Source organism: Paenibacillus motobuensis (assembly GCF_039521865.1).
Lineage (GTDB): Bacteria > Bacillota > Bacilli > Paenibacillales > Paenibacillaceae > Fontibacillus > Fontibacillus motobuensis.
The window spans coordinates 39,198-64,346 of sequence record NZ_BAAACX010000005.1; the positions used below are offsets into that span (position 1 = coordinate 39,198).

The 25,149-nt window shown below is 47.6% G+C and carries 24 protein-coding genes; 10 read left to right on the top strand and 14 right to left on the bottom strand.

The window, feature by feature from the left end; genetic code table 11:
• Window positions 1–103: 103 nt before the first annotated feature.
• The 10 genes from argJ to ABD014_RS03445 all read left to right on the top strand — a co-directional run bounded on the left by argJ (window position 104) and on the right by ABD014_RS03445 (window position 11,586).
• Window positions 104–1,339, top strand: coding sequence for a bifunctional glutamate N-acetyltransferase/amino-acid acetyltransferase ArgJ (argJ, locus tag ABD014_RS03400; protein ID WP_343857462.1), 1,236 nt, complete (start codon window positions 104–106; stop codon window positions 1,337–1,339).
• 84 nt (window positions 1,340–1,423) lie between these two features.
• A complete protein-coding gene (gene argB / locus ABD014_RS03405) occupies window positions 1,424–2,263 on the top strand; it encodes an acetylglutamate kinase (RefSeq protein ID WP_343857464.1) in 840 nt (279 codons plus the stop codon).
• A gap of 30 nt (window positions 2,264–2,293) precedes the next feature.
• The gene (gene argD / locus ABD014_RS03410) at window positions 2,294–3,484 is read left to right on the top strand and encodes an acetylornithine transaminase (RefSeq protein ID WP_343857466.1); all 1,191 of its coding nucleotides are present in this window, start codon (window positions 2,294–2,296) and stop codon (window positions 3,482–3,484) included.
• On the top strand, window positions 3,481–4,443 hold the full coding sequence (gene argF / locus ABD014_RS03415) for an ornithine carbamoyltransferase (RefSeq protein WP_343857469.1): 963 nt from the start codon (window positions 3,481–3,483) through the stop codon (window positions 4,441–4,443). Before argD ends, argF begins: the two co-directional genes overlap by 4 nt.
• 104 nt (window positions 4,444–4,547) lie before the next feature.
• On the top strand, window positions 4,548–5,783 hold the full coding sequence (locus ABD014_RS03420) for an argininosuccinate synthase (protein ID WP_343857472.1): 1,236 nt from the start codon (window positions 4,548–4,550) through the stop codon (window positions 5,781–5,783).
• 264 nt (window positions 5,784–6,047) lie between these two features.
• A complete protein-coding gene (argH, locus tag ABD014_RS03425; protein WP_343857474.1) occupies window positions 6,048–7,463 on the top strand; it encodes an argininosuccinate lyase in 1,416 nt (471 codons plus the stop codon).
• Between the two features lie 351 nt (window positions 7,464–7,814).
• Complete coding sequence (locus tag ABD014_RS03430) at window positions 7,815–9,821, top strand: methyl-accepting chemotaxis protein (protein ID WP_343857476.1); 2,007 nt, start codon at window positions 7,815–7,817, stop codon at window positions 9,819–9,821.
• 156 nt (window positions 9,822–9,977) lie between these two features.
• Complete coding sequence (locus ABD014_RS03435) at window positions 9,978–10,622, top strand: YhbD family protein (RefSeq protein ID WP_343857479.1); 645 nt, start codon at window positions 9,978–9,980, stop codon at window positions 10,620–10,622.
• Between the two features lie 4 nt (window positions 10,623–10,626).
• Window positions 10,627–11,352, top strand: coding sequence for a hypothetical protein (locus tag ABD014_RS03440; RefSeq protein WP_343857482.1), 726 nt, complete (start codon window positions 10,627–10,629; stop codon window positions 11,350–11,352).
• Window positions 11,353–11,457: 105 nt separating this feature from the next.
• Entirely contained in the window at window positions 11,458–11,586 is a 129-nt protein-coding gene (locus tag ABD014_RS03445) for a hypothetical protein (RefSeq protein ID WP_343857484.1), read from the top strand.
• A 93-nt stretch (window positions 11,587–11,679) separates the two neighbouring features.
• On the opposite strand, the gene ABD014_RS03450 is transcribed toward ABD014_RS03445, so the two are convergent.
• The 14 genes from ABD014_RS03450 to ABD014_RS03515 form a co-directional block, all read right to left on the bottom strand.
• Window positions 11,680–12,951: a CynX/NimT family MFS transporter gene (locus tag ABD014_RS03450; RefSeq protein WP_343857487.1), complete on the bottom strand. Its 1,272-nt coding sequence runs from the start codon at window positions 12,949–12,951 to the stop codon at window positions 11,680–11,682.
• A 203-nt stretch (window positions 12,952–13,154) separates the two neighbouring features.
• On the bottom strand, window positions 13,155–15,590 hold the full coding sequence (locus ABD014_RS03455) for an Mbeg1-like protein (RefSeq protein WP_343857489.1): 2,436 nt from the start codon (window positions 15,588–15,590) through the stop codon (window positions 13,155–13,157).
• A gap of 15 nt (window positions 15,591–15,605) precedes the next feature.
• Window positions 15,606–16,349: a hypothetical protein gene (locus tag ABD014_RS03460; RefSeq protein WP_343857492.1), complete on the bottom strand. Its 744-nt coding sequence runs from the start codon at window positions 16,347–16,349 to the stop codon at window positions 15,606–15,608.
• 90 nt (window positions 16,350–16,439) lie between these two features.
• Entirely contained in the window at window positions 16,440–16,643 is a 204-nt protein-coding gene (locus ABD014_RS03465; protein ID WP_343857494.1) for a hypothetical protein, read from the bottom strand.
• Between the two features lie 14 nt (window positions 16,644–16,657).
• A complete protein-coding gene (locus ABD014_RS03470) occupies window positions 16,658–17,410 on the bottom strand; it encodes a hypothetical protein (RefSeq protein ID WP_343857496.1) in 753 nt (250 codons plus the stop codon).
• A gap of 5 nt (window positions 17,411–17,415) precedes the next feature.
• Window positions 17,416–18,597: a hypothetical protein gene (locus ABD014_RS03475; protein ID WP_343857498.1), complete on the bottom strand. Its 1,182-nt coding sequence runs from the start codon at window positions 18,595–18,597 to the stop codon at window positions 17,416–17,418.
• 22 nt (window positions 18,598–18,619) lie between these two features.
• The gene (locus tag ABD014_RS03480) at window positions 18,620–18,940 is read right to left on the bottom strand and encodes a WXG100 family type VII secretion target (RefSeq protein ID WP_343857500.1); all 321 of its coding nucleotides are present in this window, start codon (window positions 18,938–18,940) and stop codon (window positions 18,620–18,622) included.
• 3 nt (window positions 18,941–18,943) lie between these two features.
• A complete protein-coding gene (locus tag ABD014_RS03485; RefSeq protein WP_343857503.1) occupies window positions 18,944–19,147 on the bottom strand; it encodes a DUF2997 domain-containing protein in 204 nt (67 codons plus the stop codon).
• Window positions 19,148–19,159: 12 nt separating this feature from the next.
• On the bottom strand, window positions 19,160–20,842 hold the full coding sequence (locus ABD014_RS03490) for an AAA family ATPase (RefSeq protein ID WP_343857506.1): 1,683 nt from the start codon (window positions 20,840–20,842) through the stop codon (window positions 19,160–19,162).
• Between the two features lie 18 nt (window positions 20,843–20,860).
• Complete coding sequence (locus ABD014_RS03495) at window positions 20,861–21,415, bottom strand: hypothetical protein (protein WP_343857510.1); 555 nt, start codon at window positions 21,413–21,415, stop codon at window positions 20,861–20,863.
• Window positions 21,416–21,426: 11 nt separating this feature from the next.
• Window positions 21,427–21,885 (bottom strand): hypothetical protein, encoded by a 459-nt coding sequence (locus ABD014_RS03500; protein ID WP_343857513.1) that lies wholly within the window; start codon window positions 21,883–21,885, stop codon window positions 21,427–21,429.
• Complete coding sequence (locus tag ABD014_RS03505; protein WP_343857515.1) at window positions 21,882–22,514, bottom strand: 4Fe-4S single cluster domain-containing protein; 633 nt, start codon at window positions 22,512–22,514, stop codon at window positions 21,882–21,884. The genes ABD014_RS03500 and ABD014_RS03505 overlap by 4 nt, the downstream gene beginning before the upstream one ends.
• Window positions 22,515–22,688: 174 nt before the next feature.
• Window positions 22,689–23,729, bottom strand: coding sequence for an N-acetylglucosamine kinase (locus tag ABD014_RS03510; protein ID WP_343857518.1), 1,041 nt, complete (start codon window positions 23,727–23,729; stop codon window positions 22,689–22,691).
• A complete protein-coding gene (locus tag ABD014_RS03515; protein ID WP_343857522.1) occupies window positions 23,726–25,027 on the bottom strand; it encodes a 6-phospho-beta-glucosidase in 1,302 nt (433 codons plus the stop codon). Before ABD014_RS03515 ends, ABD014_RS03510 begins: the two co-directional genes overlap by 4 nt.
• Window positions 25,028–25,149: the final 122 nt, after the last annotated feature.

Consider the following 25,149-nt stretch of genomic DNA (forward strand, 5'->3'; position numbering starts at 1 on the left):
CGGGGGAAATACGGGGGGTTACCGACAACATTTGGCAGTACAGTAATTCAGCAGCTTAACAGTTTATCAGATAAACAGGATTCAGGAAATGGAGAGGATCGTCATGGGAGTGGTTAGTTTATTTCAGATTGTTCCGGCAGGCTCGATTACTTCGCCGAAGGGGTTTCAGGCCGGCGGACTGCATTGCGGCCTGAAGAAGACATCGCGCAATGATCTTGGCGCGATATATTGTGAAGTGCCGGCGACGGCGGCGGCGGTCTACACGACCAATGTGTTCCAGGCTGCACCGCTGAAGGTGACGCGGGAATCGATCGCGTCCAATAACGGTCAGCTGCGAGCTGTGGTCGTGAACAGCGGCAACGCCAATGCCTGCACCGGCCGCCAGGGCGAGGCCGATGCTTATGCGATGCGCGCGGCAGCCGCGGACGCCTTCGGGCTCGCCGCCGGCGAGGTGGCCGTCGCTTCCACCGGCGTCATCGGCGAATTGCTGCCGATGGACCGCGTGGCCCGCGGGATTGCGGGCCTGCCAGCAGCGCTGTCGGTGGGCGATGAAGGCGCTGACCAATTTGCGCAAGCAATACTGACGACGGATCTGGTGAAGAAGGAGTCCTGTGTAACGATTACTGTGGACGGCCATGAAGTGACAATTGGCGGAGCGGCCAAGGGTTCGGGGATGATCCACCCGAATATGGCGACGATGCTTGCTTTTGTGACAACGGATGCGGCGATTTCACCGAAGGCACTGCAAAGCCTGTTGGGTGAGACGACGGATGTAACGTTTAATATGATTACCGTGGATGGAGATACGAGCACGAACGACATGCTGATTGCCATGGCCAGTGGTCTGGCCGGCAATACGGAGCTGGCGCCGGAGCATCCTGATTGGGATAACTTCGCAGCTGCCTTCCGCTATGTGTGCCAGACGCTGGCTCAGGCGATTGCCCGCGACGGTGAAGGGGCAACTCGTCTCGTCGAGGTAACGGTGAGCGGAGCGGTCACTGATCTGTCAGCTCAAGCTATTGCCAAGACGGTGATCGGCTCCAGCCTTGTAAAGTCGGCGGTATTTGGCGCCGATGCCAACTGGGGACGGATTATTGCGGCGGTGGGACGTGCCGGTGAACCAGTGAATCCGGACACCGTCGATATCCAGCTCGGGGATATCCTCGTGTTGTCCGGTTCACAGCCAGTGGCATTCGACGAGGAAGAGGCGCTGGAATATTTGAAGGGCGACACGGTTGTCATTCATGTCGAGCTTCATAACGGCCCAGGCCATGCAACTGCTTGGGGATGTGACCTGACTTACGACTACGTACGAATCAACGCGGCATACCGCACTTAATGAGGTAGTTCAAAAAGTCCACTTTTTGAACACGTACTTTATATTATATTTTCTATCAATCTATCAGAAGGAGGTTCATCCTACATGGAGACAGCTTTGGAGGGGAACGAGCTCTTGGTCAATCAGAAATGGGAGAAAGGTACGTTTGTGATGAAGTGCGGCGGCAGCACGCTTGAGGAATTACCGGATTCTTTCTACAGTGATCTGGCGAAGCTGCAGGCCGAAGGCGTACAGCCTGTTATTGTGCATGGAGGCGGACCAGCGATCTCCGACAATTTGAACAAGCTGGGGATCGAGACTCACTTTGTGAATGGTCTCCGTTATACTTCCGAGGAAGTATTGGACGTGGTGGAGATGGTGCTTGCCGGAAGCATTAACAAGAAGGTAGTACGGCGTATCGCTCAATCGGGCGGCAAAGCGCTCGGGATGTCGGGAGTCGATGGCGGATTGATTACTGCTAAGCCGGTGCAGGCGGCCGCAGAGGTTGGTTTGGTCGGTGATGTGACCGATGTGAATGCAGAACTGATCGAAGGTGTGCTGAAGCTCGGATACATGCCAGTGATTGCACCTGTTGGTGTAGGAACGGATGGCAGCCGTTACAACATTAATGCGGATACGGCAGCGGGGGCTGTCGCCTCTGTACTGGGCGTACACCAGATGATCGTTGTTACGGATGTTCCAGGAATCCTTAAGAACACAGGTGGAGAGAAGCGTGTGCTTGAGACGGTTACCGTACAGCAGATCGAGGATATGATTCTGACTGGAGAAATCTACGGAGGTATGATCCCGAAGGTACGGGCTGCGATTGCTTGCATCCAGGGGAAAGTAGACGAGGTTGTTATTGTGGACGGCAGTGAGCCGGGAATTTTAGGCCGGGTATTATCCGGTGAGAAGATCGGCACACGGATCGTACGCATGGGCTAATCACCATTAAATGATAGGAGTTGAATAAACATGGCACAAAGCGCACTTTTTCCGACTTATTCGCGTTATCCCATTAATTTGGTCAAAGGCCACGGCAGTTGGCTATGGGATGATCAAGGCAATCGTTATCTCGATTTCATGAGTGGACTGGCGGTAACCAACCTCGGGCATGCCCCGGAGAAGGTGAAGCAGAAGGTGAAGGAGCAGCTCGACGAGCTGTGGCATGTCTCGAACCTGTTCCAGATTCCGCAGCAGGAGCAGGCGGCGCGAATGCTGACCGAGGTCAGTTGCGCGGATGCCGTGTTCTTCTGTAACAGTGGAGCTGAAGCGAATGAGGCAGCGATCAAGCTGGCTCGTCGTTATCAGCAGAAGATCAAGGGCGTGGACCGTTATGAAGTGATCACGTTCGAGCAATCCTTCCACGGACGTACGCTGGCAACCTTGACGGCGACCGGACAGCAGAAGGTGAAGGATGGCTTCCTCCCGCTTCCGGCAGGTTTCAAGACTGTACCTCTGTATGATATGGATGCGCTGCAGGCGGCGATTGGCCCGCATACGGCGGCGATTATGATCGAGATGATCCAGGCCGAAGGCGGTGTCTATCCAGTAGAGCCTGAATTCGTACAGGAGCTATCCAAGCTCTGTCAGGAGCAGGGACTGCTGCTTATTATCGATGAGGTTCAGACAGGAATGGGACGTACGGGTTCCTGGTTCGCTCATCAGCAATATGGCATCGAGCCGGATATTTTTACAGCGGCCAAAGGAATCGCCAGTGGACTGCCGGCAGGGGCGATGCTTGCCAAGGAATATTTGCGTGAGGCGTTCTCCCCAGGGAGCCATGCATCGACCTTCGGCGGCAATCCAGTAGCAGCAGCGTCGGTGATTGCAACGCTAGAGACAATGAAGGAAGAGAATACCCCTCAGAAGGCAGCGGAGGCTGGAGCCTATCTAGTTGAGCGCTTGAAGGCGGTGCTTGACGGGCAGCCATTTGTGAAGGATATTCGCGGCATGGGTCTGCTGATCGGAATTGAGTGTGCAGAGCCTGTTGCTGAGCTTGTTGCCGCTGGCCAGAAGAATAAGCTGTTATTCGTAACCGCGGGCCCTAACGTCATTCGGCTGCTGCCGAATCTGCACGTGAGCCATGAGGAGATCGATCAGGCAGTGGACACACTGGCTGCTATCATTACAACACATACGAGCAAGGAGGAAGCAAAATTATGAGCCTGACTCAGCCATTGACGGATAAAACTTTTAATTTGCACGGTCGTGATTTTTTGGAAATGGATGATTACTCCACCGAGGAGATTCAATATTTGATCGATTTGGCTATTGAGCTGAAGCGCAAGCAGAAGAACGGAGAAGTATACGAGCCACTGAAAGGGAAAACAGTCGGTTTGATTTTTGAGAAATCTTCGACTCGGACGCGTGTATCCTTTGAAGTCGGTACGTATCAACTGGGGGGACATGCGCTGTTCCTCAGCAAGAATGATATCCAGCTCGGCCGTGGGGAGACAATCGGGGATACAGCCGGTGTCATGTCCCGTTATTTGGACGGCATCATGATTCGGACCTTCGGACATGACAAGGTCGTTGACTTGGCCAAGTACGCTTCAATCCCGGTGATCAACGGACTAAGCGATCTGGCCCATCCTTGCCAGGTGTTGGCGGACTATCAGACGATCTATGAGCATAAGGGAAAACTGCAGGGCATCAAGCTCGCTTATGTCGGCGATGGCAACAATATGGCCCATTCCCTTATGGTCGGCGGAGCAAAGCTGGGCGTGCATGTCAGTGTATCGAGTCCGGAGGGCTATGAGCCCGATGCGGCGGTGGTTCAGCAAGCACAGGAGTTCGCCAAGGCGACGGGGGCGATCATTGAAGTGGTTCGTGATCCGAAGGCTGCTGTTCAGGATGCGGATGTGATCTATTCAGATGTGTGGGCGAGCATGGGCTTCGAGGAAGAACAGAAGCAGCGCGAACTTGCTTTTAAAGATTATCAGGTGAATGAACAGTTGGCGTCTTATGCCAAGGATGATTATGTATTTATGCACTGTCTGCCTGCCCACCGCGGGGAAGAAGTCAGCGAGGGCGTCATTGACGGCAAGCATTCGATTATTTTTGATCAGGCAGAGAACCGTCTACATGCACAGAAGGCGCTGATGGCAGCGTTAATGGGATAAATAAAAATACTATATAAGTTGAACTATTAATAGACTGGATGTCTGCAACGGGTGAAATGTTCGGAAAATTTCAACTTATATAGTACTAGAGAGGAAGAGGAACTATGGCGAAGCAAAAAATCGTGTTGGCGTATTCCGGAGGGCTGGATACTTCCGTTATATTGAAATGGTTAAAAGAAACTTACGATGCGGAGATCATCGCTTTTACGGCGGATATCGGTCAGAAGGAGGAACTGGACGGGCTTGAGGCCAAGGCGCTTGCCACCGGTGCTTCCAAGGTGTATATCGATGACCTTCAGGAAGAGTTCGCCAAGGACTTTATTTATCCGATGTTCCAGTCCGGAGCGTTGTATGAAGGGCAGTACTTGCTCGGTACGAGTATCGCTCGTCCACTGATTGCGAAACGGATGGTAGAGATCGCACGTAAAGAGGGAGCAACAGCAATTGCACATGGAGCGACAGGCAAAGGGAACGACCAAGTAAGATTTGAACTGGCGGCGGCTGCAATTGCACCGGAGATCGCTGTAATTGCACCATGGCGTCTGAATGAGTTCCGTGATCGTTTCCCGGGCCGGGCAGAGATGATCGAATATGCTGAAGCAAATGGAATCCCGGTTACTGCATCGGCGGCGAAGCCATATTCGATGGACCGTAACTTGCTGCATATCAGCTATGAGAGCGGCGTGCTGGAGGACCCATGGTTCGATGCGGCTGCACCTGAAAATAAGGATATGTACCTGCTCAGCGTCTCGCCGGAGGATGCTCCGGATCAAGCAGAATATGTTGAACTGGATTTCGAGCAAGGCAATTGCGTAGCTATAAACGGTAAGCAGCTTAGCCCATTAGGCGTTATGGAGAAGCTGAACGAGCTTGGCGGCAAGCATGGCATCGGCCGTGTGGATATGGTAGAGAACCGCTTCGTAGGTATGAAGAGCCGTGGCGTATATGAGACACCAGGCGGAACGATTCTGTTCACAGCACATCGTAAGATGGAGTCGTTGACGATGGACCGCGAAGTAATGAATCTGCGTGACAGCCTGATCACCCGCTATAGCACGCTCGTATACAACGGCTTCTGGTTCGCACCGGAGCGTCTCGCGCTGCAAGCGTTGGTAACGGAGAGTCAGAAGAATGTAGCAGGTACAGTGCGTGTGAAACTGTATAAAGGCAATATTATTGCCGCTGGCGTGAAGAGCCCAGTAAGTCTCTACAATCCGAATATTGCTACGATGGAAGCCGATCCTACCCAGGCTTATGATCAAGGGGATGCTACAGGCTTTATACATCTGAATGCCCTTCGTCTGAAGGTAAACTCCGGAGTAGAGCAAAATAATAAATAACTTAATAATAGTTGCAATAGCTCACTTATTTGGACGGAAATTGCTACAATAGCAAAAATAGTTGTTAATTTACAACTATTTTTCAATTTAGCGTCGATTTAAGGAGGTTTCGACCCAAATAAGTGTATAAACGCAGTTATATGCTTTAGGGAGCTCATAACAGGCGTGAATAGTTGTAAATCAGCACCTATTGCAGGATAATGGCTATTTTCTCATCATTTATTTATATGGCGACATAGATTACAGGATAAGGAGTGGAGTCAGGTGAGCAAACTGTGGGGCGGACGTTTCACGAAGCAGACGAACAGGCTGGTTGAACAGTACACGGCATCGATCGGCTTTGATAAGCTGCTGGCAGAGGAAGATGTGCAGGGAAGTCTGGCACATGTCAGCATGCTGGGCAAATGCGGAATTCTTCCGGAAGAGGATGTCGAGAAGATCAAAGAGGGACTTCATACGGTACTCGGCCAGATTCGGCGCGGGGAAGTGGAGTATTCTATTGAAAATGAAGACATTCATATGAATATCGAGAAGCAGTTGATCGATGAGATCGGTTCTGTAGGCGGTAAGCTGCATACCGGACGCAGTCGGAATGATCAGGTCGCAACGGATATGCATCTATATCTGCGCAAGCGGGTGGTAGAATTCGTAGGCTTGCTGCATGATCTGCAGGAAGCTCTGCTGGAGCAGGCCCGGGCGAACCGGGAGACGATTCTGCCAGGGTACACGCATCTGCAGCGTGCTCAACCGATACTGTTCGCACATCATTTAATGGCGTATGTCTCGATGTTCCAACGGGATATTGAGCGTCTGCAGGATAGCTACCGGCGCATTAATGTGCTTCCTCTTGGTGCGGGAGCATTGGCTGGGACGACTTTCCCGATCGATCGTCACTATGTCGCCGAGCAGCTCCACTTTGACAGCGTCTATGAGAACAGCCTGGACGCGGTCAGCGATCGCGACTTCATCATTGAATTCCTGGCTGATGCTTCGATCCTGATGATGCATTTGTCGCGTTTGAGTGAGGAACTGGTTCTGTGGAGCAGCACAGAGTTCCGGTTTGTTGAGCTGGATGACGCCTTCTGCACCGGCAGCAGCATTATGCCGCAGAAGAAGAATCCGGATGTGCCTGAACTGGTACGCGGAAAGACTGGGCGGGTCTATGGGAACTTGATGGGACTCCTAACCGTCCTCAAATCACTGCCGCTGGCTTATAACAAGGACATGCAGGAGGACAAGGAAGGCATGTTCGATACGGTCGAGACGCTGCAAGGGGCGCTCAAGCTGTTCGCTCCCATGATGGCTACGATGAAGGTGAACAGTGGGCAGATGCGCGATGCAGTTAACAAGGATTTCTCCAACGCGACCGATATTGCGGATTTCCTGGCCAACAAAGGCATGCCTTTTCGCCAAGCCCATGAGGTGATCGGGAAGACCGTGCTGTATTGTATTCAAAATAACAAGTTCCTGCTCGATCTGACGCTGGAGGAATTCAAGCAATTCTCTTCCTTGTTCGATGAGAGCATCTACGATGTACTGCAACCTGAGGCTGTAGTCAATGCCCGTAATGTATACGGTGGGACAGCCTCCAGTCAGGTAGCGGCAGCAATCGGGCGTGCGGAGGCAAAACTCGCGGCAACGGCCGATTGGGTTGTTGAATATACAGAGAAGAGCAAATAATGAACATAAGCTGAACTTCTTGAACCATCGTATCCTTATAGGGGTACGATGGTTTTTTGTTGTTGTATGGGATTAGATGATGAGTTTAGGGGGTTTCAATACATAGTATTTCTGTAAATAATAAGGCTGTTTTGCAGTACCTTGAAAAAGATTATTAAATTTTCATGAAAATTTTCGAGATATATTAAAAAATGTTCGAAATATGTCGAAGATAGGGATATCTTGCAATATACCCTGCAAAATCATGTGAAAACTTCTAGTTAAAATACAGCATCGGAATAACATATTTTCAGGAGATAGGAGGGGGGATATCACTTTTGAGCTTATCATTAAATTATAGGGGGAACTTTCTTGAAGGGAATTATCAAACGTTTATACTCTTTGGTAGAAATACGCACTTTACGTAATCGACTATTCTTATTGTTCGCTGTTATGTTTATCATACCTAACGTTCTGATTGCCTATAGCAGCTTTGAGAGTGCCAAGCGACAGCTGCAGGTAGAGACGGATAAGAATATGAAGATCAGTGCAACTCAATTCAGCGATACCATAGATCGTGTTATTGAGGCGCAGGTCTATAATTTGGAACAACTGGTGATGGAGATAGATTCGAAGCAGATTGACAACAGATCACCTGAACTAAGACGTCTGCTTGAGCTCTTTATTGATAAACACCCGGATCTTGAAAACATTGTTGTCGGCAATAATAATGGCGCTTGGATGAAAGCTCCGGACCCTGGCAAACAGGACTATGATCCACGAGAGAGAGATTGGTATAAGGCTACGATGGAGAATCCCGGGCAGACCGTTATTATCGATCCGTTTCGTTCGGCGACGACGGGGCATTATAACTTATACATTAGTCACTCCCTGGCCAATGGACAAGGCGCATTGACGGTCTCTCTGGATCTGGCAAAGATCAATGAGATGGTTGGGAAAGTAGAGTTGGGGAAAGATGGATTTCTTTATATCATAGACCGGACAAATAGGATTGTAGCATCTCCGACAATAGAGATTGGTGAAGAGGTCGAAGGTGACTATGTGAATGAGATTCAGGCGGCTGGATCAGGAATGCTTGACTATACTAGTCCAGTTAGTGGGAGACCACAGCGGGCCTATTTCCTGACCAATTCATGGACAGGATTCAAAATCGTCGGAGTGATGGAAGAGGATGAGATAAAAAAAGCCGCAATGCCGATATTCTGGAATTCGCTGATTGTATCAGGATTGTCCCTCGTCATCGGGCTTGGGCTGTTATATTTCGTCGTTCGTGCAGTTACTCGGCCGATTGAACGGCTGAACCTGTCTTCAAAACGGGTCAGCAACGGCTATTTAAACGAAGAGGTCGCTGTAAGCAGTAAGGATGAAGTGGGCCAACTATCCGCCAACTATAACAACATGGTGGGCACGATAAGGGAGATTATTGGTAGTGTCGCCGATTTCTCTAGCCAGCTCGCGGCATCTAGTGAAGAGCTGACAGCCAGCACGGAGCATAACTCCAAGGCGGTGGAGCATGTCGTCGACCTCGTTCAAGAGGCGTCTGTGGGTGCGGAAGCACAGGCAGTCTCTTCAGCGGAAGGGGCCAGAGCGATGGAGGAGATGTCTCAAGGTATTTATAGAATCGCTGAGGCATCCAATCAAATTGCGAGCTCATCCTCGCAGACAGAGCAGGACATTCAAAGCGGTAGCGAAAAAGTATCGATCGTTGCTGCGCAGATGAATGAAATACATCGTTCCACCGCTGAATCGGCTGAGCTGATTCGTAAAATGACGGAGATTAGCTCGCAGGTTACTGATATGAGTGCTGCGGTGTCCGACATTGCCGTAAAGACAAATCTACTGGCTTTGAACGCCTCTATTGAAGCGGCGAGAGCGGGCGAGGAAGGAAGAGGCTTCGCTGTTGTAGCTGGAGAGGTTCGCAAGCTAGCGGAGCAGTCTAAGGTGACCGTTGAGAAAATCCGCAATAGTCTGACGATGATGACTGAATTAACGGATCAAGCCTATACGAAAATGAGTCAAGATGTCGTTACGAATGTAGAACTCGGCATGACGGTTACGGATGATGCCCAGATCGCATTCCGTCAAATCGAGCATTCAACCAAGCTGATTATAGAGCAGATTCAAGATGTATCAGCGATTACCGAACAGATGTCGGCCAGCGCGGATCAGGTGACCGCTTCGGTTGCTCGAATTGCCGATACGTCGGCCAAGAGCCAGGATGCTTTCCAGAGTGTTACAGCGGCAACGGAGCAGCAGCTGGCCTCGATGCAGGAGATTGCTTCTGCGGCAGAGGGACTAGCTAAGATAGCAACGGTAATGAACAGTAAGGTGGAGTATTTCAAGTTCGATAAAGAATAGAATGAGATGATCGAAGAAGTCTCTAACGTATTAACAAATGCGTTGGAGACTTTTTTTACTGCAATTTTAACGGAGAGAGAGCAATAGGGGATGTTTAGTAACTTTACAACGTAACAATGTTATGTTACATTATTTTCGTGAGAAAGGGGTATACGTATGAGTGAGGATTTAATATCCAAAAAAGAGCTGCTGGATTTGACCGGAATATCCTATGGACAGCTATATCGATGGAAGCGTAAAAACTTGATTCCCGAGCAGTGGTTCCTCCGTAAATCTTCCTTCACTGGACAGGAGACCTTCTTCCCGCGCGACAAGATCATACGGCGGATCGACAAGATCCTGAACATGAAGGATGATCTATCTCTGGACGCACTGGCCGATGTATTCTCGCCAAATCTGGCAGACATCCAATTGACAGCGGGGGAGATTATGGAACGGAACATTGTTACATCATCTGCTCTAAATTTATATATTGAAACGGTTAACCCTGCAGCGCAGCATATTATATTCGAGTTCGATAAGCTGCTTAGCATTTATGTGTTGGATAGATGGCTTCAGAGCGGGGATATTGCGCTGGATGAAGGGCGGTTATTGATTCAGGCCCTGAATGAGCATTTGCCGCGGATGGCGGGAATGGAATGTGGAATTGTCTTGATTCGTAAAATGGGAGTGTCGGCCTTCCTTCTTATCCCCAATGATCAGGAGATCTACATGGATCCCGGGGTGAAGAGGGTTGCCCATCTATCGCTAGCACAGTGCACGGAAGAATTAAAACTACTTGTTAACGGGAGTGAGGGTTAAGTTTATGGGGAATGGATTCAAGGATTTAAAAATTAATGGAATAGGCCAGGTGGCTGGAGGAGTCTATGGGAAGATCGTAGCTGATGGGCTTGCAACTATAAATGGCGATGTTGTCTGCGATTCACTAACATCTAACGGTACGCTGAAAGTGAAGAAGTCTATTGAAGCAGGGAAATTACGCATGAATGGAACCGGTTCCGCTTCCGAATCGATTCGCGGTGGTGAACTACGCGTTGACGGTATGCTGAAGGTGGATGGACATGTGAGATTCGTTGAGATGGACATCAACGGAATGCTGACGGTAAGCGGGGAAATCGCTGGTGAGCATGCCAAGGTAGACGGCGGAATGAAGACGAGGGAGAATGCAGAGTTCGAGAGCTTGAAGGTTCATGGTCAGATTCGCGCTGGCGGAATGATTAATGCCGGGGAATTAGAGATTCTCCTGGAGGGGAACAGTCAGGCGCGTGAAATTGGCGGCGAGCGCATTGTTGTCAAGCGGAAGCTGGCCTCTCCGCGAAGACTGCTAAGTTTGCTGTCGTCTTCCCTAGCAGCGAGGCTGACCGCAGATTCTATTGAAGGTGACATTGTTGAGCTTGAGGAGACGAGGGCCACCATCGTTCGTGGAAATATCGTAAAGATCGGACCTGGCTGCGAGATTGAACAAATAGAATACAGGCAGCACTGCGAGATTGATCCGAGAGCATCAGTCCGCAGCGCGGAGCAGGTGTAGCTATGATGGATAGATATAGTGCAGGAGGCGAAATGACGCGCCGAAAGCCTTAAATCGACGGGGGAGATCAGAACGACGGAAGATTTGCAGGGCGGCAGTTTGGCGATGACGGGCAACATAAAGATCGGCAGGGATCTCTTCGCGCAGCCAAGACAAGTTTCAACGGAGAAGTCGAGGTTGGCAACCGGATTAAAGGATTCCATCATTGAAGACAGCCGGTACGTCGGATTATAGTCTGTATAGAAATAGGATAGAAAAGGCTTCTTTTGTCAGTAGTTCAGCTGATGTGGCTGCATGGACAAAAGAAGCTTTTTTGTTATTGGTTTATTATTTTGGGCTGATATAGCCTTTACGCCCGGCGGCATATCCGAAGATAATCGTCAGGATGGACATCAAAGTGATCGTAGCCAGCGGAACATCCCAGCCGCCGCTGACATCATGGATGAAGCCGAACAGGGTTGGGCCGACACCAGCTAGCAAATATCCGATCGACTGAGCCATCCCTGACATGGCCGCCGCTTGTTCAGATGTATGCGAACGCAGCGAGAAGAAGGTAATGACCAGACTGAAGGTCGTACCGCATCCTAGCCCGATTAACATGATGTATAACGGAGCCAGGTTATGCGGGCCAACCCATACACCGCCGAAGCCAAACAGGAAGAAGGCGGAGGAAGCCGCGGTGATCCAGCGCTGATCCTGCGATCGCGTAGCGAGAAGCGGCATGACGAAGGAACCGATCATACTTAGGATTTGCATGAGCGAGAGCATCCAGCCCGCCTTAGCCATATCCATACCCTGTTCGTGTAAAATTTCCGGCAGCCAGGATACCCCGACATAGAACATGATGGACTGGAAGCCCATATAGATGGTAACGAGCCAAGCAATGGGAGAACGCCATACTTGAACTGGCCTCCGCGCGCCGCCGTTCTGTACCCGACCAGCTTCTTTCTCCTTGGCATGGTTGGCACGGCGCAATAGCGGCAGCCAGGTTAATGTCGCAGCCAGAGCGATCACAACCCAGATCGCCAGCGATCCGCGCCAGCCGAGAAAGGTAAGCGAGAGCGGAATGCTGATGCCTGAGGCGATGGCGGCCCATAGATTCATGAATGATGAATACAATCCGGTCATCATTCCGATTTGCCGTGGGAAATCACGCTTGATCAAGCCAGGAACCAGGACATTGCATATGGCGATAGCGATACCAGCTAACGCTGTGCCTAGGAATAAGGGGGAAATGCCCGGAATAGAGCGAAGCAGAATCCCGATGATTAGCAGCCCAGTGCTAGCGAGCAGGGTAAGCTCCATGCCGAAGCGGCTCGAGAGCTTCGGTGCAACCAGGGCGAACAGACCGAAGGCGATTAGCGGCAGTGTCGTAAGCATGCCAGCTGTCGTATGCGTCAGTCCTGTTGAGGCCTGGATTTGCGTAATGAGCGATCCGACGCCTGTTAATGGTGATCGAAGAGTAGCAGCGGTCAACATAATTGCGATGAAGAGCAGAGTAGTTGCAGCCTTCGTCGCAGTTAAGTCTTGAGTCTTATCAGTTGAGTGAATGGGACCCGGATGAGCCTTGGAATCAGAGAGAACCTTATTGGATTTCATACTTGCTGCAAGCCACCTTCCGATATTCACCGAATGTGTAATACCAAATTCGGGATGAAATGTATGTATTTAAAATATTGAAATAACCTTAGCACATGAAAACTTTTGCAATCAATAGTTAAATTACGCTGAAAGAAAAAACATCTGCATTCCTGTATTGTTGTAATCTACAACAAAGGAATAAGCAGATGCAGAACTGCAAATCAATTCAATCCCCGGATCTCACTTCTCACCAGTTGTTCGACTTTCAAATACTGATCGCGTGCTATGGTTATGGAATGTGTTTTGCGCTGCATTTCTATAGCGAGCCGTCTGCTACGATTTCTGACATCGTCAATTGCCCTCTGAAGCTGACGAATTTGGCTTTGCACGTTAGATTCGCTATAGGTCCGCGAGATGTCAGAGACAATTCGTTCCGCATCGGTCATGATTCGCCCTGTTGTAGACACGATTTGGTCATCCATTCGTTTGAATTTCGTCTGCAAATCGTTGAGCCGATCTACGCTGACCATGAGAAGACCGCCAGAAATTTTACTCAATCCCTTTACAACTTTGCCTGTAAACTGCTTGACGCCCTTGTAAACCTGTTTGCCCAGGTCGGCCACTTTACCCTTTGCCAAGGTGACCATCGTTGTTATTTTCTCTTTATACTCATTAACCTTCAGACTGATTGTATTTTTAAGATTGCTGTATAGATTAGTAACCTTATCAACGAGCGTATTCCAGGATTTCTTTATACCTTCCATAACCCGTTTATAGGTGGAGACTAGCTTATCACAAAAGCTCTTTACGGTCTGGCTCAATGTCTGAGCAAACCGGGCAATGCTCTCATAAACCTCGACTGCAGTACTTTTGGCTTTTTCGGCCAAAGCCTTCATACTACTTTTGAGTCTATCCCAACCTTCTTTTACCTTATCCACAAAGGCATTAAAGGTAGCGCTAATCTTGGATCCAAGTTCCTTCATCTTATCCCGGGCCTGATCCAGCTTGGTGACCAGCCAATTGCCAATTTCCTTAGCTTTTGTTACCGATGCATCAACAACTTTATTCCATGTGGATCTGGTTAAATCGACGGTACGTTTTATCCCGTCTTTCAGACCATGGATTGCATTCGTAGTTTTTTCTTTAACGACTCCAAACCAGCCTTTAACCGTATCGACAGAACTATTCCAGGCATTTTTGACGGCGCCGGCCGCTTTTTTCGTACCTTCGGCAACCCAATTTCCGAAATCTTTGATGCCTTGAAACATCCTATCTTTAAATTGATTGATTTTCTCCAGGGCAGCCATACCCGCATTTTTGAGGTCAGACATAAAGTTATTAATCATTTGGACCATCGCATCCCAGCCGTCTTTGATCTTACCGGCAAACTCAGAAATGCTAGCTGCAATTTCCTTGGCTTTATTTTCAATTTTAGCTGCTAAATCCGATACAAAGGCTTGTAGCTTCTCGCGGATTATAGGACCCAAGATGGCGCCGATTTCTGCCTTTAATTGACGTAGGTAGCCAAAATTGTCTGCATTGATTTTCAAATAACGCATAAAGTCATCCATATATTCCCCAGGTAACACAGCCATTCCAAGAGTGGCCGCCAGCAGTTTTCCAAAATCCTTTCCGCCTTGAGCGGCTTTCTCCAACAGATAATCCCCTACATAAGGAAGCGCAATTTTGATGCTCTGATTGGTCTGGTCCTGGCTCACTTTTTGAAACCCTTCGTCTCCGTTTTGCAGCAAAGCCAATAGTCCGTCCATCGCATAGCTTCGATCCGGCTCTTGCATATGAGCGTTTAAATAGATCGTTAAGTCGTTAATGAGCTTTGGAATAGCCCCTTGTTCGGCATCGTCTCGCAACTGTCCGTTTCCATCCAACACGATGCCTGGGCTATGGTTCCTGAGAAAGTCCTTTTGATACTCGGTGTCAATATAAATGAATTTTCCCGCTACAGGTATCAGCAGGCAGTTTACGTAATCACCTTCCGCGGAGATAGAAATGATTTTATGCCCATTCTTGTCTATCAAGTCTTGGTACTTATCAACGAATTCTTTCGAGAAACCCTGCCCATCCAGTGAAAGGACCCGATCCACCTTATCGGAAAGAATCCCTACGTACTGAGCCTTGTTGCCGCCTTTGGAGTGACCGGTAACCGTAATGTTGTTATAGGGCAAGCTTTCAATATACTTCAAAGCTTGCTTCTGCATATCGGTGTCGGATAAATATCCGCCTGTACCGTTGTCATACCATTCAAAGTCTCCGGCAGTCCCCCGGAAGACAACAGTGGCATTCTTGTCCGAATCGACGAAGGTAGCCATACGAGCGCCGACTTCCAAAGGTTTTCCCCTCTGATCAACGATGATGTTTCCTTTTTTGTCGTATACGTTTCCGACTTGGCCATGTTTCAATGTTAAATTCATTAACTGGGGATCTTTTTTAATGGCTTCCAGTACAGTAACCCATTCTTCTCTGGTCATTTGACCCGGGTAGCTGACGATACCATCCTTTTCGGTACGGCTTTTGTCTAGCCCGCCTTTCAAAAGATGATCTACAATATCTTCAACCTTTTTATTATTTCGATTTGCTACATCATCGAGATATATCAAATTATCCAAAAGAATTAACTGGTTATCCTTTAGTTCAGACAAATCCCTACCTCCTCACTACCTTATTTTCAAAATTTTCAAATCCTTACCAATCATTACGATGTTATAATCTCCAATAAAGTATTCGTCCTCATTTACCGCGTTTAAGGCTTCCATCGTTATAGAATCAAACTTTTCATCCTTGACAATATAAATGGAGACGTCCCCGACCAATTTCTTTTCTATCATTTTCGTAGCGACCTTACTTAAACTATCAATGGTGTCGATTCCCTTGGTCGATTCATCTTTTACAAAAACCGTAATATCGGAGTTGAAGAATTCATTTTCATTGTAGATTTCTTCCAACTTCACATTTCTGTTCAATCGGTCTGGAAATACGCCTTCGCCAAAATCGACGGAAAACTTGAAATCTTTATATATTTCTCCTATAAAGCCGGAAACGACCTTCGCATATTCCGGAGCGATTAAAACCCCAAAATATCCATCGCTTATATCGTAAGTCCCATCCTTATTAATCACGATACGAGCTTCAAAACGGTCCGATTTGGCTCCGTTCTTGGGGTACAAATACATTTGATTATAGGGATATGCGAAACTGCTGCCGCTAAAAGACACGGGCACGAATTCTTCACCGTACTTCTCCTGCAAATGGGTGAGAACCCATTCTTTAATGACTTCCGGGGTTGGTTTATTTTCCTCTGTTTGTTGTTCCTTATTCTTACTCATACATCCGCTCACTCCTAAGATAATAATCGTTCCTACTAAAACAACGAGTAATATTCGTCCCACCCATTGATTCATCAGCTTCCTCCCAACAATTTTAATTTGGAGTTTTCTATCTTCAAAGCCTTTTTGAATCTCACTATTAAAAAACTTCCGCCCGTTCTGTTGTCATGCAGCTCGAAGTCTTAGCCCCGGAAGACAACAGTGGCATTCTTGTCCGAATCGACGTTTTTTGGTACGGCTTTTGTCTAGCCCGTCATTTAAAAGATCATATACAATGGTACTGGCTTTCTTACCATTTCGATTTGCAACATCATCCAAATAAATTAAATTGTCTAATAGAATTAGTTGACTTTCACTTAGTTCAGCCATATTATCTCCACCTCCTATTCCATGTGGAAAACCTTAAGATCCTTGCCTATCATAATAATCTTGTAGTCGTATAAAAAATACTCTCCCTTATTTATTGAATTTACTTCATTCAAAGTTTCCATCGTAATAGAATCAAACATTCCATTCTTAACTATATAAATCATTACGTTCCCAACCAGTTTCTTTTCTATCATTTTTCCGGCAATTTTTTTTAAACTATCCATGGTATCGATGCCATTGGCCGAATCTTCTTTTACAAAAACCGTGATTTGTGCTTTGAAATATTCGTTTTCACTATAAGTTTCTTCCAATTTCGTATTCTTGTTTAAACGGTCCGGAAGTACACCTTCGCCAAAATCGACGGAAAACTTAAAATCTTTATATATTTCTCCTATGAATCCGGAAACGACCTTTGCATATTCAGGAGCGATCAAAATCCCAAAATATCCGTCGCTAATATTGTAAGTCCCATCCTTATTAATCACGATACGAGCTTCAAAACGATCCGATTTGGCTCCGTTCTTGGGATACAAATACATTTGATTATAGGGATATGCGAAACTACTGCCGCTAAAAGACACTGGCACGAATTCTTCACCGTACTTCTCCTGCAAATGGGTGAGAACCCATTCTTTAATGACTTCCGGGGTTGGTTTATTTTCCTCTGTTTGTTGTTCCTTATTCTTATTCATACATCCACTAACTCCTAAGATAATAATCGTTCCTACTAAAACAACCAGCAATATTCGTCCCACCCATTGATTCATTAGATTCACCACTCAAAATGGAATGAAGGGAGCTGAAAAAAGCGATCCAATCGACGGGCGATTGCTTGATCTAGGCAGTCTGTTACACGTTCTAATTCCTGGTCCAATAATTCATGGAGCTGCCTATGAAAATTATCAATGAGAGGATTCGTATCAAACGACTCCTGTCCCAAGGTGAATAGAGCGACGCCCATAAACATAGTCTGGACACTTTCGAACGTGCGCATGATGAAATCTTCGGCCTGCTTTGCAAAGTTATTCGCAGTTTCTGAAACCTGATTATCATAATCGTCATCGGGCAGTTTATCCAATTCAGCTGCGAGTTGATTGCGATTGGACTCCAGTTTTCCTGCAACATATCGCATGATGTCCCCGATGGATCTAAGAACCCTCTCATTGTTAAGCTCGCCAACCTTCAAGAATACGGAATAAACGCCAAGGTCCGCAAGGACAGTTGCTTCATCTTCTTCTGTTCCAGGAAAGAAGAAATTCCAGATCACCGGCTCTATGGTTCCGGATGTGTTATAGAACCAACTAACGAATCGGGAGAACTCGCTTTGTTCTGATACGATTGCTCTCCCGCTTTCGTCAAAAGCATGCTTTCTAAAAAGAGGGACGATCTCCTCATCTTCCAGATCATCTGCTTCCTTTACAAATACAACTTTCTCAGTATGATCTCCCACCGGGTCATTTTCTCCGACATAGTTGACTGCTTTTCCCGGGAGCTCCTCTATAGTTGGCGCACCAAAAACAACAGCTTCCTCATCGAGTATTTCTGCCATCAAAGCGGCATGCCAGCCGTTCTGACCAAGTCCGGTCAATACCGTGTTAACTCCAAGCGGCAATTCCTCCTGAAGGGTATGAACCATAGTATCTAATAGGAACGAATATGTATCTGGCTCTTCCGATTCTTTCGACTGAAATATGACTATTACGCATTGCTGCTGCTCTTTGTTGAGAAATAGAGCTCGATCCAAATGGCACCGATCACTAGATTGTTCCACTAACTCTAGATCGGCAAAGTTTGAACACTCTAGAATAGCCTTGGCCAAATCAGCCTGCTTACGAAGGGTTAGAGCGGGCAGCAAGCTCCGGGTAATTGCCATCACACTTCCGGAGCGCTGCGCATTCAGTAATCCGGTATCAGCCAATTCACATAACAGTAGATATTGTTTCTCATTTAGCATTATTTTCGCTCTCCTTGTTTGTTTATCTCTTACCTTTCTGCTGTTTTTGCAGCTCCAATGCCTTCCTAGCCTCTTCGGCCCGACGTCGTTCATCTGCGATTTGAACCTCGCGGGCCAATCGTTCAAGCCCAGATTCGATATCCCGGATTTCTGCATACAACCGGGTGATTTCGCTCTTGGTCTGCCTCGTGAAGTCATCCTTAAACGCTGAGCCGGCTGTCCCTTTCCACCAGGAAGACGCTTCCTGAATATCAGAGCTTAGCTGTCTCTCTGTCTTCTTCAAATCTGCCTCTCCCTGAGAAGTCTTTCTGGCCGCAGAACGGATCTCACTCGACGAATACATGACTCATTCCTCCAACTTCAATTTTTCACGAATGATGGTCTCATTTATTTCATAATATTCCGGTTTAAGCGTCGTCTCTAGAACTTCTGCATTCAGCAATTGCTCAAGCAGCGAAATAACATCCGTGCATTCCTCTCCCTGAATGTTGAATGTTTCCGCCTCTACGCGGCCGTCCGGATAGATACGGATTTGGATCTTCTCCGCCATAATGCTCCCCCTTTAAAAATCCACCGTTCTTCCGCCGCGCTTGAGACGAACATCATCATACTCGCCCATATTCGAAAGAATTGCGCCAGGCGGCACAGCGAGACCCTCATCTGTATACTCTTTCCGATCTTCCCTAGGAGTAGCTGTTACTGCGCGGATATTTGCCCAATCTCTTATCCCGCGAATCTGTTCCGCCAGTGTCACTGATAATGGTACGGTATTGACAATGGCACGTTCAAAATGGTCCAGTCGAACTGCTGAATTTTCAGCATAGGCCTCGAACAAGGCATCTATGACCATTTGTTCGATTTCCGCACCAACAAAGCCTTCGCATTTGGAGGACAAAAGGTCCAAGCTTTCATCCGTCAGCTCGAACTCACCAGAAACTTCCGGATCCGTTAATCGCTTCGATATATGAACTCTCATAATTTCCTTTCTTTCACGCAGGGTAGGCAGGTCCACAAAAAATATTTCATCAAACCGGCCTTTGCGCATCAGTTCGCCAGGCAGGGCGGAGATGTTGTTAGCTGTGGCAATGACAAACACAGGGCTTGTTTTCTCCTGCATCCAGGTCAAGAATTGTCCGAAAACTCTGGCCGAAGTGCCGCTATCTGAACCTCCGGAGTAACCGCTGAAGCCTTTCTCGATCTCATCGATCCAGAGGATAGAAGGGGAGATGGCCTCCGCGGTCCGGATCGCTTTTCGCATATTTTCTTCACTGCTTCCAACGATACCTCTAAATATTTTCCCCATATCAAGTCGAAGCAGAGGCAGTTGCCACATGGAACTGATGGATTTGCTGATCAAGCTTTTGCCGCAACCTGGAACTCCGGTGATCAGTACGCCTTTTGGAGCCGGCAGCCCATATTTTCGAGCCGAGTCCAGCCAGGATTTGTTGCGTTTGGACAACCAGCGCTTCAAATTCTCCAGACCACCAACATCAGCCATTTTCAAATCGCTGCGCACAAATTCTAAAATTTCAGTTTTTTTAATGATCTGCTCTTTTTCTTGTAAAACAACTTCCACATCGTGAATATCAAGCCTACCGTCCTCAACCATAGCTCGTGCAAATGCATTTTCCGCTTCCGAAAGCGTTAAGCCGAGGGCAGCCTTGGCCAAACGCTCTTTCCCTTCGTTATCCAGATTGATCTGAATCCGGCTGCTTTGCTCGTTGACTTGAATCATTTCTTCAAGCAAGTTCTTGATCTCTTCAAATGAGGGTAATTCAAAATCAACGATCGTCACATCCTTTTGTAAATCATCCGGAAGTATTAAAAACGGAGAGGTAAAAATGACGTTGATGGGGTGCTCGCTCTGTTTGATGCTCGTTAACATATCCCTTAGCTTTCGTATGACTTGATAATCCGGGACTCGCCACTCGCTGCCAAAAAACACATGGAAATCCTGCAGGACGAAAATACTTGGTTTATCATATTTCTCAATATATTCGAGTGCCTTCAGAGGCAGCTTTGTATCCCCCATAGACTGACCCTTCCCGTCGATCAATCCGGTCGTCACCCGCCATAGGATAACTTCCCGCGTTGTTTTAATAAGCTCCGCATCCTGTGCAACATCACGAATTAAGGACAAGACCCGATCTTCCTCCCAGGTTTGGATGTAAAGATACGGGAATCTCGCCCGGAACAAATTGGCCAGATGTTTTTTCGTTTTTTCGGTTGCGTTCGTCGTAGTCATTCTATTCACTCCTTCTTATTAGAAATCGACTCGGCGCCCATTGCCGGTTTGAGTTGTATTCGTTGGAGGAGCATCAGATGCATCGGAAGTGGCGGATTCTGCTTGCCGATTTTCTTTTTGGGTGTCATCCACCGCGAAGTTTCGCACATCCGACTCTGATTTCACTTTGGGGACAGGTGGCTTGAATTGTGTTGTACTGTCTGGTATTTGAAACTTTGCTTGAGCTTCCTGTCTCAATCGGTCCATTTTATGTTGTTCTCTCACTTTTTCATTTGCCTTGTACACATCGAGTTGAATTAGGAAAGAGGAACGAGTCTTAAAAGCATGTATTATACTTATAATCCATGAAGAAACAGCGATAGCTGTGCTAATTCCTCCAGAAAGTGAAAAGGCGGCAATCGTAGCTCCCAAATAAATGAGTCCGTAAATGAGCCAAGGCCAATGCTTTACCCTAAATCCGATATACAAAAAAGAAAGAAAGCTGCCCAGACCGAAAGGAGCGAAGGTTAAAAGCACCCACCAGCTGTTGACGGTTTCCCAGGCTCTTCCGCGATCGGTATATGTCTTGATCATGCTAATCTCCTTTATTTATTCAATATGTAAGTCAGTTGGATCGATCGATCCGCCAGCCTTTCTTCTTGTTCCAAGATTAATCCGTTTCTAGGGGCTCTTTCGATCAAAGTTTGATAAACTTGTTGTTGCAGCAGATTAGTGTAGGTATGTTCAACGTTGGAGAGCCATTCTTCATAGGCGGTCTGATCAGCAGTTTGAGGAAGTACGAGGGAGTAACGGCCTGTAGAGTTGAGCAGAAAAATAACTTCATCATATTCTTGTGATGGAAAGGGAATTTCCTCAATATGATCGATAGAGCGAAAGGAGCAATCCCAGTCTTCCAAGGCTTGCTTCAAGAGAAGTTCATCTTTCATTCTGGTCTCTAGAATCAGGATGCTATTATCTTTATTCTCTAGTTTGCGAGAGATCCCTTCGGCAATTTCCTTCGTCAATGCAATCGCAACGGGGATAAGCACAATTTCAACACTCATTCCTTAACCTCCTTAGATTGATAACCTAATTCCCGCAGAAGCTCCAAATCAGAGATTCGAGCCATTCCATTTGCGGTAATCGTACCATCTGGATGCAGCCGTATTTCCAGCTTATTATCTATAGAAGTTAGACTTGCTTCCAGTTCTTTATAGCGGTTCGTGAGGAAGCGGTACTGCTGATTTCGTGAACCGATCCAGGGGCGGCTTAAGTCATGCAAGCTTTGAATAAAGGGACCGTCAATCAGTAGGTCGGTTTCCTGCAGCAAGCGTCTCCAGCCGTTATGTCCCGATTGGCGAATCGTCTCATAGTCATAACCGGAGAAGGTTACGACGGACAGACCCATTCCCTTGACCTTGCGAGCAAGAACACTCAGTTCATAGGCCTGACTAAAGGGCTCACCGCCGAGGAGCGTGATTCCTTCCAGTTCGGGGGATGTTCCAAGCACCGCCTCAATTTCACAAACTATATCATCGATATTACGAATTTCTCCGCCATTCATATCCCAGGTATGGGGGTTAAAGCAGCCCTCGCATCGAATCGGGCATCCTTGAACCCAGAGCGCATAACGCAGTCCAGGTCCTTCTACCTTAGTCTCTTTGACGATTCTGGATATACGAATAGTAGACACGTAGGTGCACCAGCCTTCCGGGAATGTTAGACAGATCTAAATAATACGTTGGATTAATTTTACTATAAATCCAGTATTAAATATATAACTTATAAAATAGAAAGGAGCCATCCTTAAGGAGTTTATTACTTGCTTAAGGATGGCTCTTATATATATAGTTCATATTCATATATATTATGGCTCTATCGGAACGCCCTGTCCTGCCTGCACTTGTTCAATGCTGCTGATTACCTTATGGCGGAGTGCTGAATGTACGGGCTGGCCATGGAACAGCTCCAGTGCCCATAGGATAGCTCCGGCTGCAGGAGGGACCTGTAGAAAGATGTAGCGGCAATTGCAGGGAGCCCAACGAGACATATATTGTTGGTATTTCTCGAATAGAAGTGGGCTCTCGGCTTTGATCCAGACGGAACCGGCGAGTACAATATCGACCTCAGTCTCCCCTGAGAAATTGAGATTGTTCAAGCAGCCTGCGCTGGAGCGAGCCAATTGTTCAGCCGTCTGATCAATGACGTTGATAGCCGAGGCATCGCCCTGATCTGCAGCTGTGAACAAAATTTGCATTAGCTCCGTATTCGGGAGATTCCGCTTCACAGTACCTTCGACCATGGCTTCGATAAATTTCGATTTATCGCTGACCCGAAGGAGATCCATGACTGGCTTGGTCATAGCCGTATCTTCACCCATCCGGTAGAAGGAGTCGTACACAGTACGCAGCACTTTACGGGCTAGATAGAAGCCGCCAGCTTCGTCTCCGGACAGCTCGCTGCCGACGCCGCCGACCTGCAGGCGCTCTCCAGATTTGCTTATGCCGCCGGTAGACATGCCCGAACCATTGATGGAGCAGATGCCGTAGCCCTTCTCACTGCCAGCCTTAATACCGAGGAAGGAATCATTGTCCACGGCATAATTGCTGAAGCCAAGCCGCTTGATCACATCGCCGAGCTGTTCCTTCTGGGCAGGAATGTCCGCCCCGGCAAGGCCAAAAGCAGCAGCTGCAAGCAGATTAGCTTCCAGATCGTGAGGAGTAAGCAATTCCTCTAGATGCTGACGTATGATTCGGAAGGTGCTGGCATAGGCATCGGGGAAGCGCTCATGGCTGCAAGTACCAGTACGAAGATGATCAATATAATTGCCTTGAAGATCGAACAGATAATAATCCGTTTTACTGTTGCCTCCGTCGACGCCTATAATGTATTTGTTGACCTGGTTCATCTGCTGCTGTCTTCCTTGAAGAATTGCGGCAGATAGGCTTGATGAGCCTGCTTAAGCTCCTGGAAGCAATGGTAGGCAGCGTCGTAATCGCCGACGAGCGGATTCATCAGCAGCGCGCGCATAGCGGCATCTTCGCTTCCGCTGACCGCAGCAGCGACAGTCTCGCGTTCATAGGCTTTAACCATACGCATGTAATCGATAATATGACGATTGGTGAAGTTTTCGATTTTAATTGGCTTGGCACCGTCTTTGCCGATAACCGCACATACCTCAACAGCATCGTTATCCTCCATGAAATCGAGCGCGCCTTGATTCAGCAGGTTGACGACATGAACCTCTTGTTTATCATTGTAAATGGCATCCACTAGACTGATAGCCACTTCAGAATAATTGGCTCCGCCCCGGGAGGACAGTAGCTCTGGCTTAGTGTGCAGCTTGGAATCGGCGTAGATTTGCAGCAATTCCTCCTCGATCTGCATACATTTCTCGCCTCGAGACAGTTCGCTCTCTTGAACGGTCTTGAGTTTCTTGTTCTTGAAATAGTAGTATTCAAGATAGGAGGAAGGAATCGCGCCAACCGTCTGGATTAGCTCTTTGCTGAAGCCACTGGACGGAATATTCTTCATCGCTTCGCTGTTTAGCCCCATATCAAGCGCTGCTTCAAGATAATCCATACCGTTCTGTCTGATCGAAGTAATCCAGCTCAGATGATTCAATCCAATATAGGTGAACTCGGGGTGCTCCAAATGGAGTGTCTCACGAATGCTTTTGAACATGTTAAAAGGAACATTGCACAGGCCCAGCATTTTGATCTCGCTATGATTCAGCAGTGCCTCTGTAATAATTCCAGCCGGGTTCGAGAAGTTGATCAGCCAAGCATTAGGGCATAACTCCTTCATCCGTTCTGCAATATGTAGCATTGCAGGGATCGTGCGCATAGCCTTGAAGAACCCGCCGATTCCACAGGTCTCTTGGCCGATCAAATGATATTTAAGCGGGATCTTCTCATCCAGAACTCTGGCGGGAAGTTTGCCAACACGAATTTGCCCTAGTACAAAGTCAGCATCCCGAAGTGCTTCATCCAAATCCTGTGTCATCGTGATCCGGCAGGGGAGCTGCTCAGCCTCGATCATGCGCTTGCACAGCTGACCTACAATGTCCAGTTTACGGGCATCAATATCCATGAACACCAGCTCGCTGACGGGCAGTACATTTTTACGTTTGATAATACCTTCGATAAGTTCAGGGGTATAGGTACTTCCGGAACCAATAATGGAGATCTTTAGCTTCTGAGTCATTTGAACTCCTCCTATGCTTTTGGAATAGAACTCCAGCTGCTATCATCGCCGTCATTATAGCACCCGTTCTTAATTCCGACAATAATATTCCGCAAATAAATGTTATAATGTATTATGTTTTT

Excerpts from the sequence above, each read along its gene's own strand:
- argJ (WP_343857462.1), top strand. The coding sequence starts at position 104 with ATGGGAGTGGTTAGTTTATTTCAGATTGTTCCGGCAGGCTCGATTACT.
- argB (WP_343857464.1), top strand. The coding sequence starts at position 1,424 with ATGGAGACAGCTTTGGAGGGGAACGAGCTCTTGGTCAATCAGAAATGG.
- argD (WP_343857466.1), top strand. The coding sequence starts at position 2,294 with ATGGCACAAAGCGCACTTTTTCCGACTTATTCGCGTTATCCCATTAAT.
- argF (WP_343857469.1), top strand. The coding sequence starts at position 3,481 with ATGAGCCTGACTCAGCCATTGACGGATAAAACTTTTAATTTGCACGGT.
- ABD014_RS03420 (WP_343857472.1), top strand. The coding sequence starts at position 4,548 with ATGGCGAAGCAAAAAATCGTGTTGGCGTATTCCGGAGGGCTGGATACT.
- ABD014_RS03435 (WP_343857479.1), top strand. The coding sequence starts at position 9,978 with ATGAGTGAGGATTTAATATCCAAAAAAGAGCTGCTGGATTTGACCGGA.
- ABD014_RS03440 (WP_343857482.1), top strand. The coding sequence starts at position 10,627 with ATGGGGAATGGATTCAAGGATTTAAAAATTAATGGAATAGGCCAGGTG.
- ABD014_RS03445 (WP_343857484.1), top strand. The coding sequence starts at position 11,458 with ATGACGGGCAACATAAAGATCGGCAGGGATCTCTTCGCGCAGCCAAGA.
- ABD014_RS03450 (WP_343857487.1), bottom strand. The coding sequence starts at position 12,951 with ATGAAATCCAATAAGGTTCTCTCTGATTCCAAGGCTCATCCGGGTCCC.
- ABD014_RS03460 (WP_343857492.1), bottom strand. The coding sequence starts at position 16,349 with ATGAATCAATGGGTGGGACGAATATTACTCGTTGTTTTAGTAGGAACG.
- ABD014_RS03465 (WP_343857494.1), bottom strand. The coding sequence starts at position 16,643 with ATGGCTGAACTAAGTGAAAGTCAACTAATTCTATTAGACAATTTAATT.
- ABD014_RS03470 (WP_343857496.1), bottom strand. The coding sequence starts at position 17,410 with ATGAATCAATGGGTGGGACGAATATTGCTGGTTGTTTTAGTAGGAACG.
- ABD014_RS03475 (WP_343857498.1), bottom strand. The coding sequence starts at position 18,597 with ATGCTAAATGAGAAACAATATCTACTGTTATGTGAATTGGCTGATACC.
- ABD014_RS03480 (WP_343857500.1), bottom strand. The coding sequence starts at position 18,940 with ATGTATTCGTCGAGTGAGATCCGTTCTGCGGCCAGAAAGACTTCTCAG.
- ABD014_RS03485 (WP_343857503.1), bottom strand. The coding sequence starts at position 19,147 with ATGGCGGAGAAGATCCAAATCCGTATCTATCCGGACGGCCGCGTAGAG.
- ABD014_RS03490 (WP_343857506.1), bottom strand. The coding sequence starts at position 20,842 with ATGACTACGACGAACGCAACCGAAAAAACGAAAAAACATCTGGCCAAT.
- ABD014_RS03495 (WP_343857510.1), bottom strand. The coding sequence starts at position 21,415 with ATGATCAAGACATATACCGATCGCGGAAGAGCCTGGGAAACCGTCAAC.
- ABD014_RS03500 (WP_343857513.1), bottom strand. The coding sequence starts at position 21,885 with ATGAGTGTTGAAATTGTGCTTATCCCCGTTGCGATTGCATTGACGAAG.
- ABD014_RS03510 (WP_343857518.1), bottom strand. The coding sequence starts at position 23,729 with ATGAACCAGGTCAACAAATACATTATAGGCGTCGACGGAGGCAACAGT.
- ABD014_RS03515 (WP_343857522.1), bottom strand. The coding sequence starts at position 25,027 with ATGACTCAGAAGCTAAAGATCTCCATTATTGGTTCCGGAAGTACCTAT.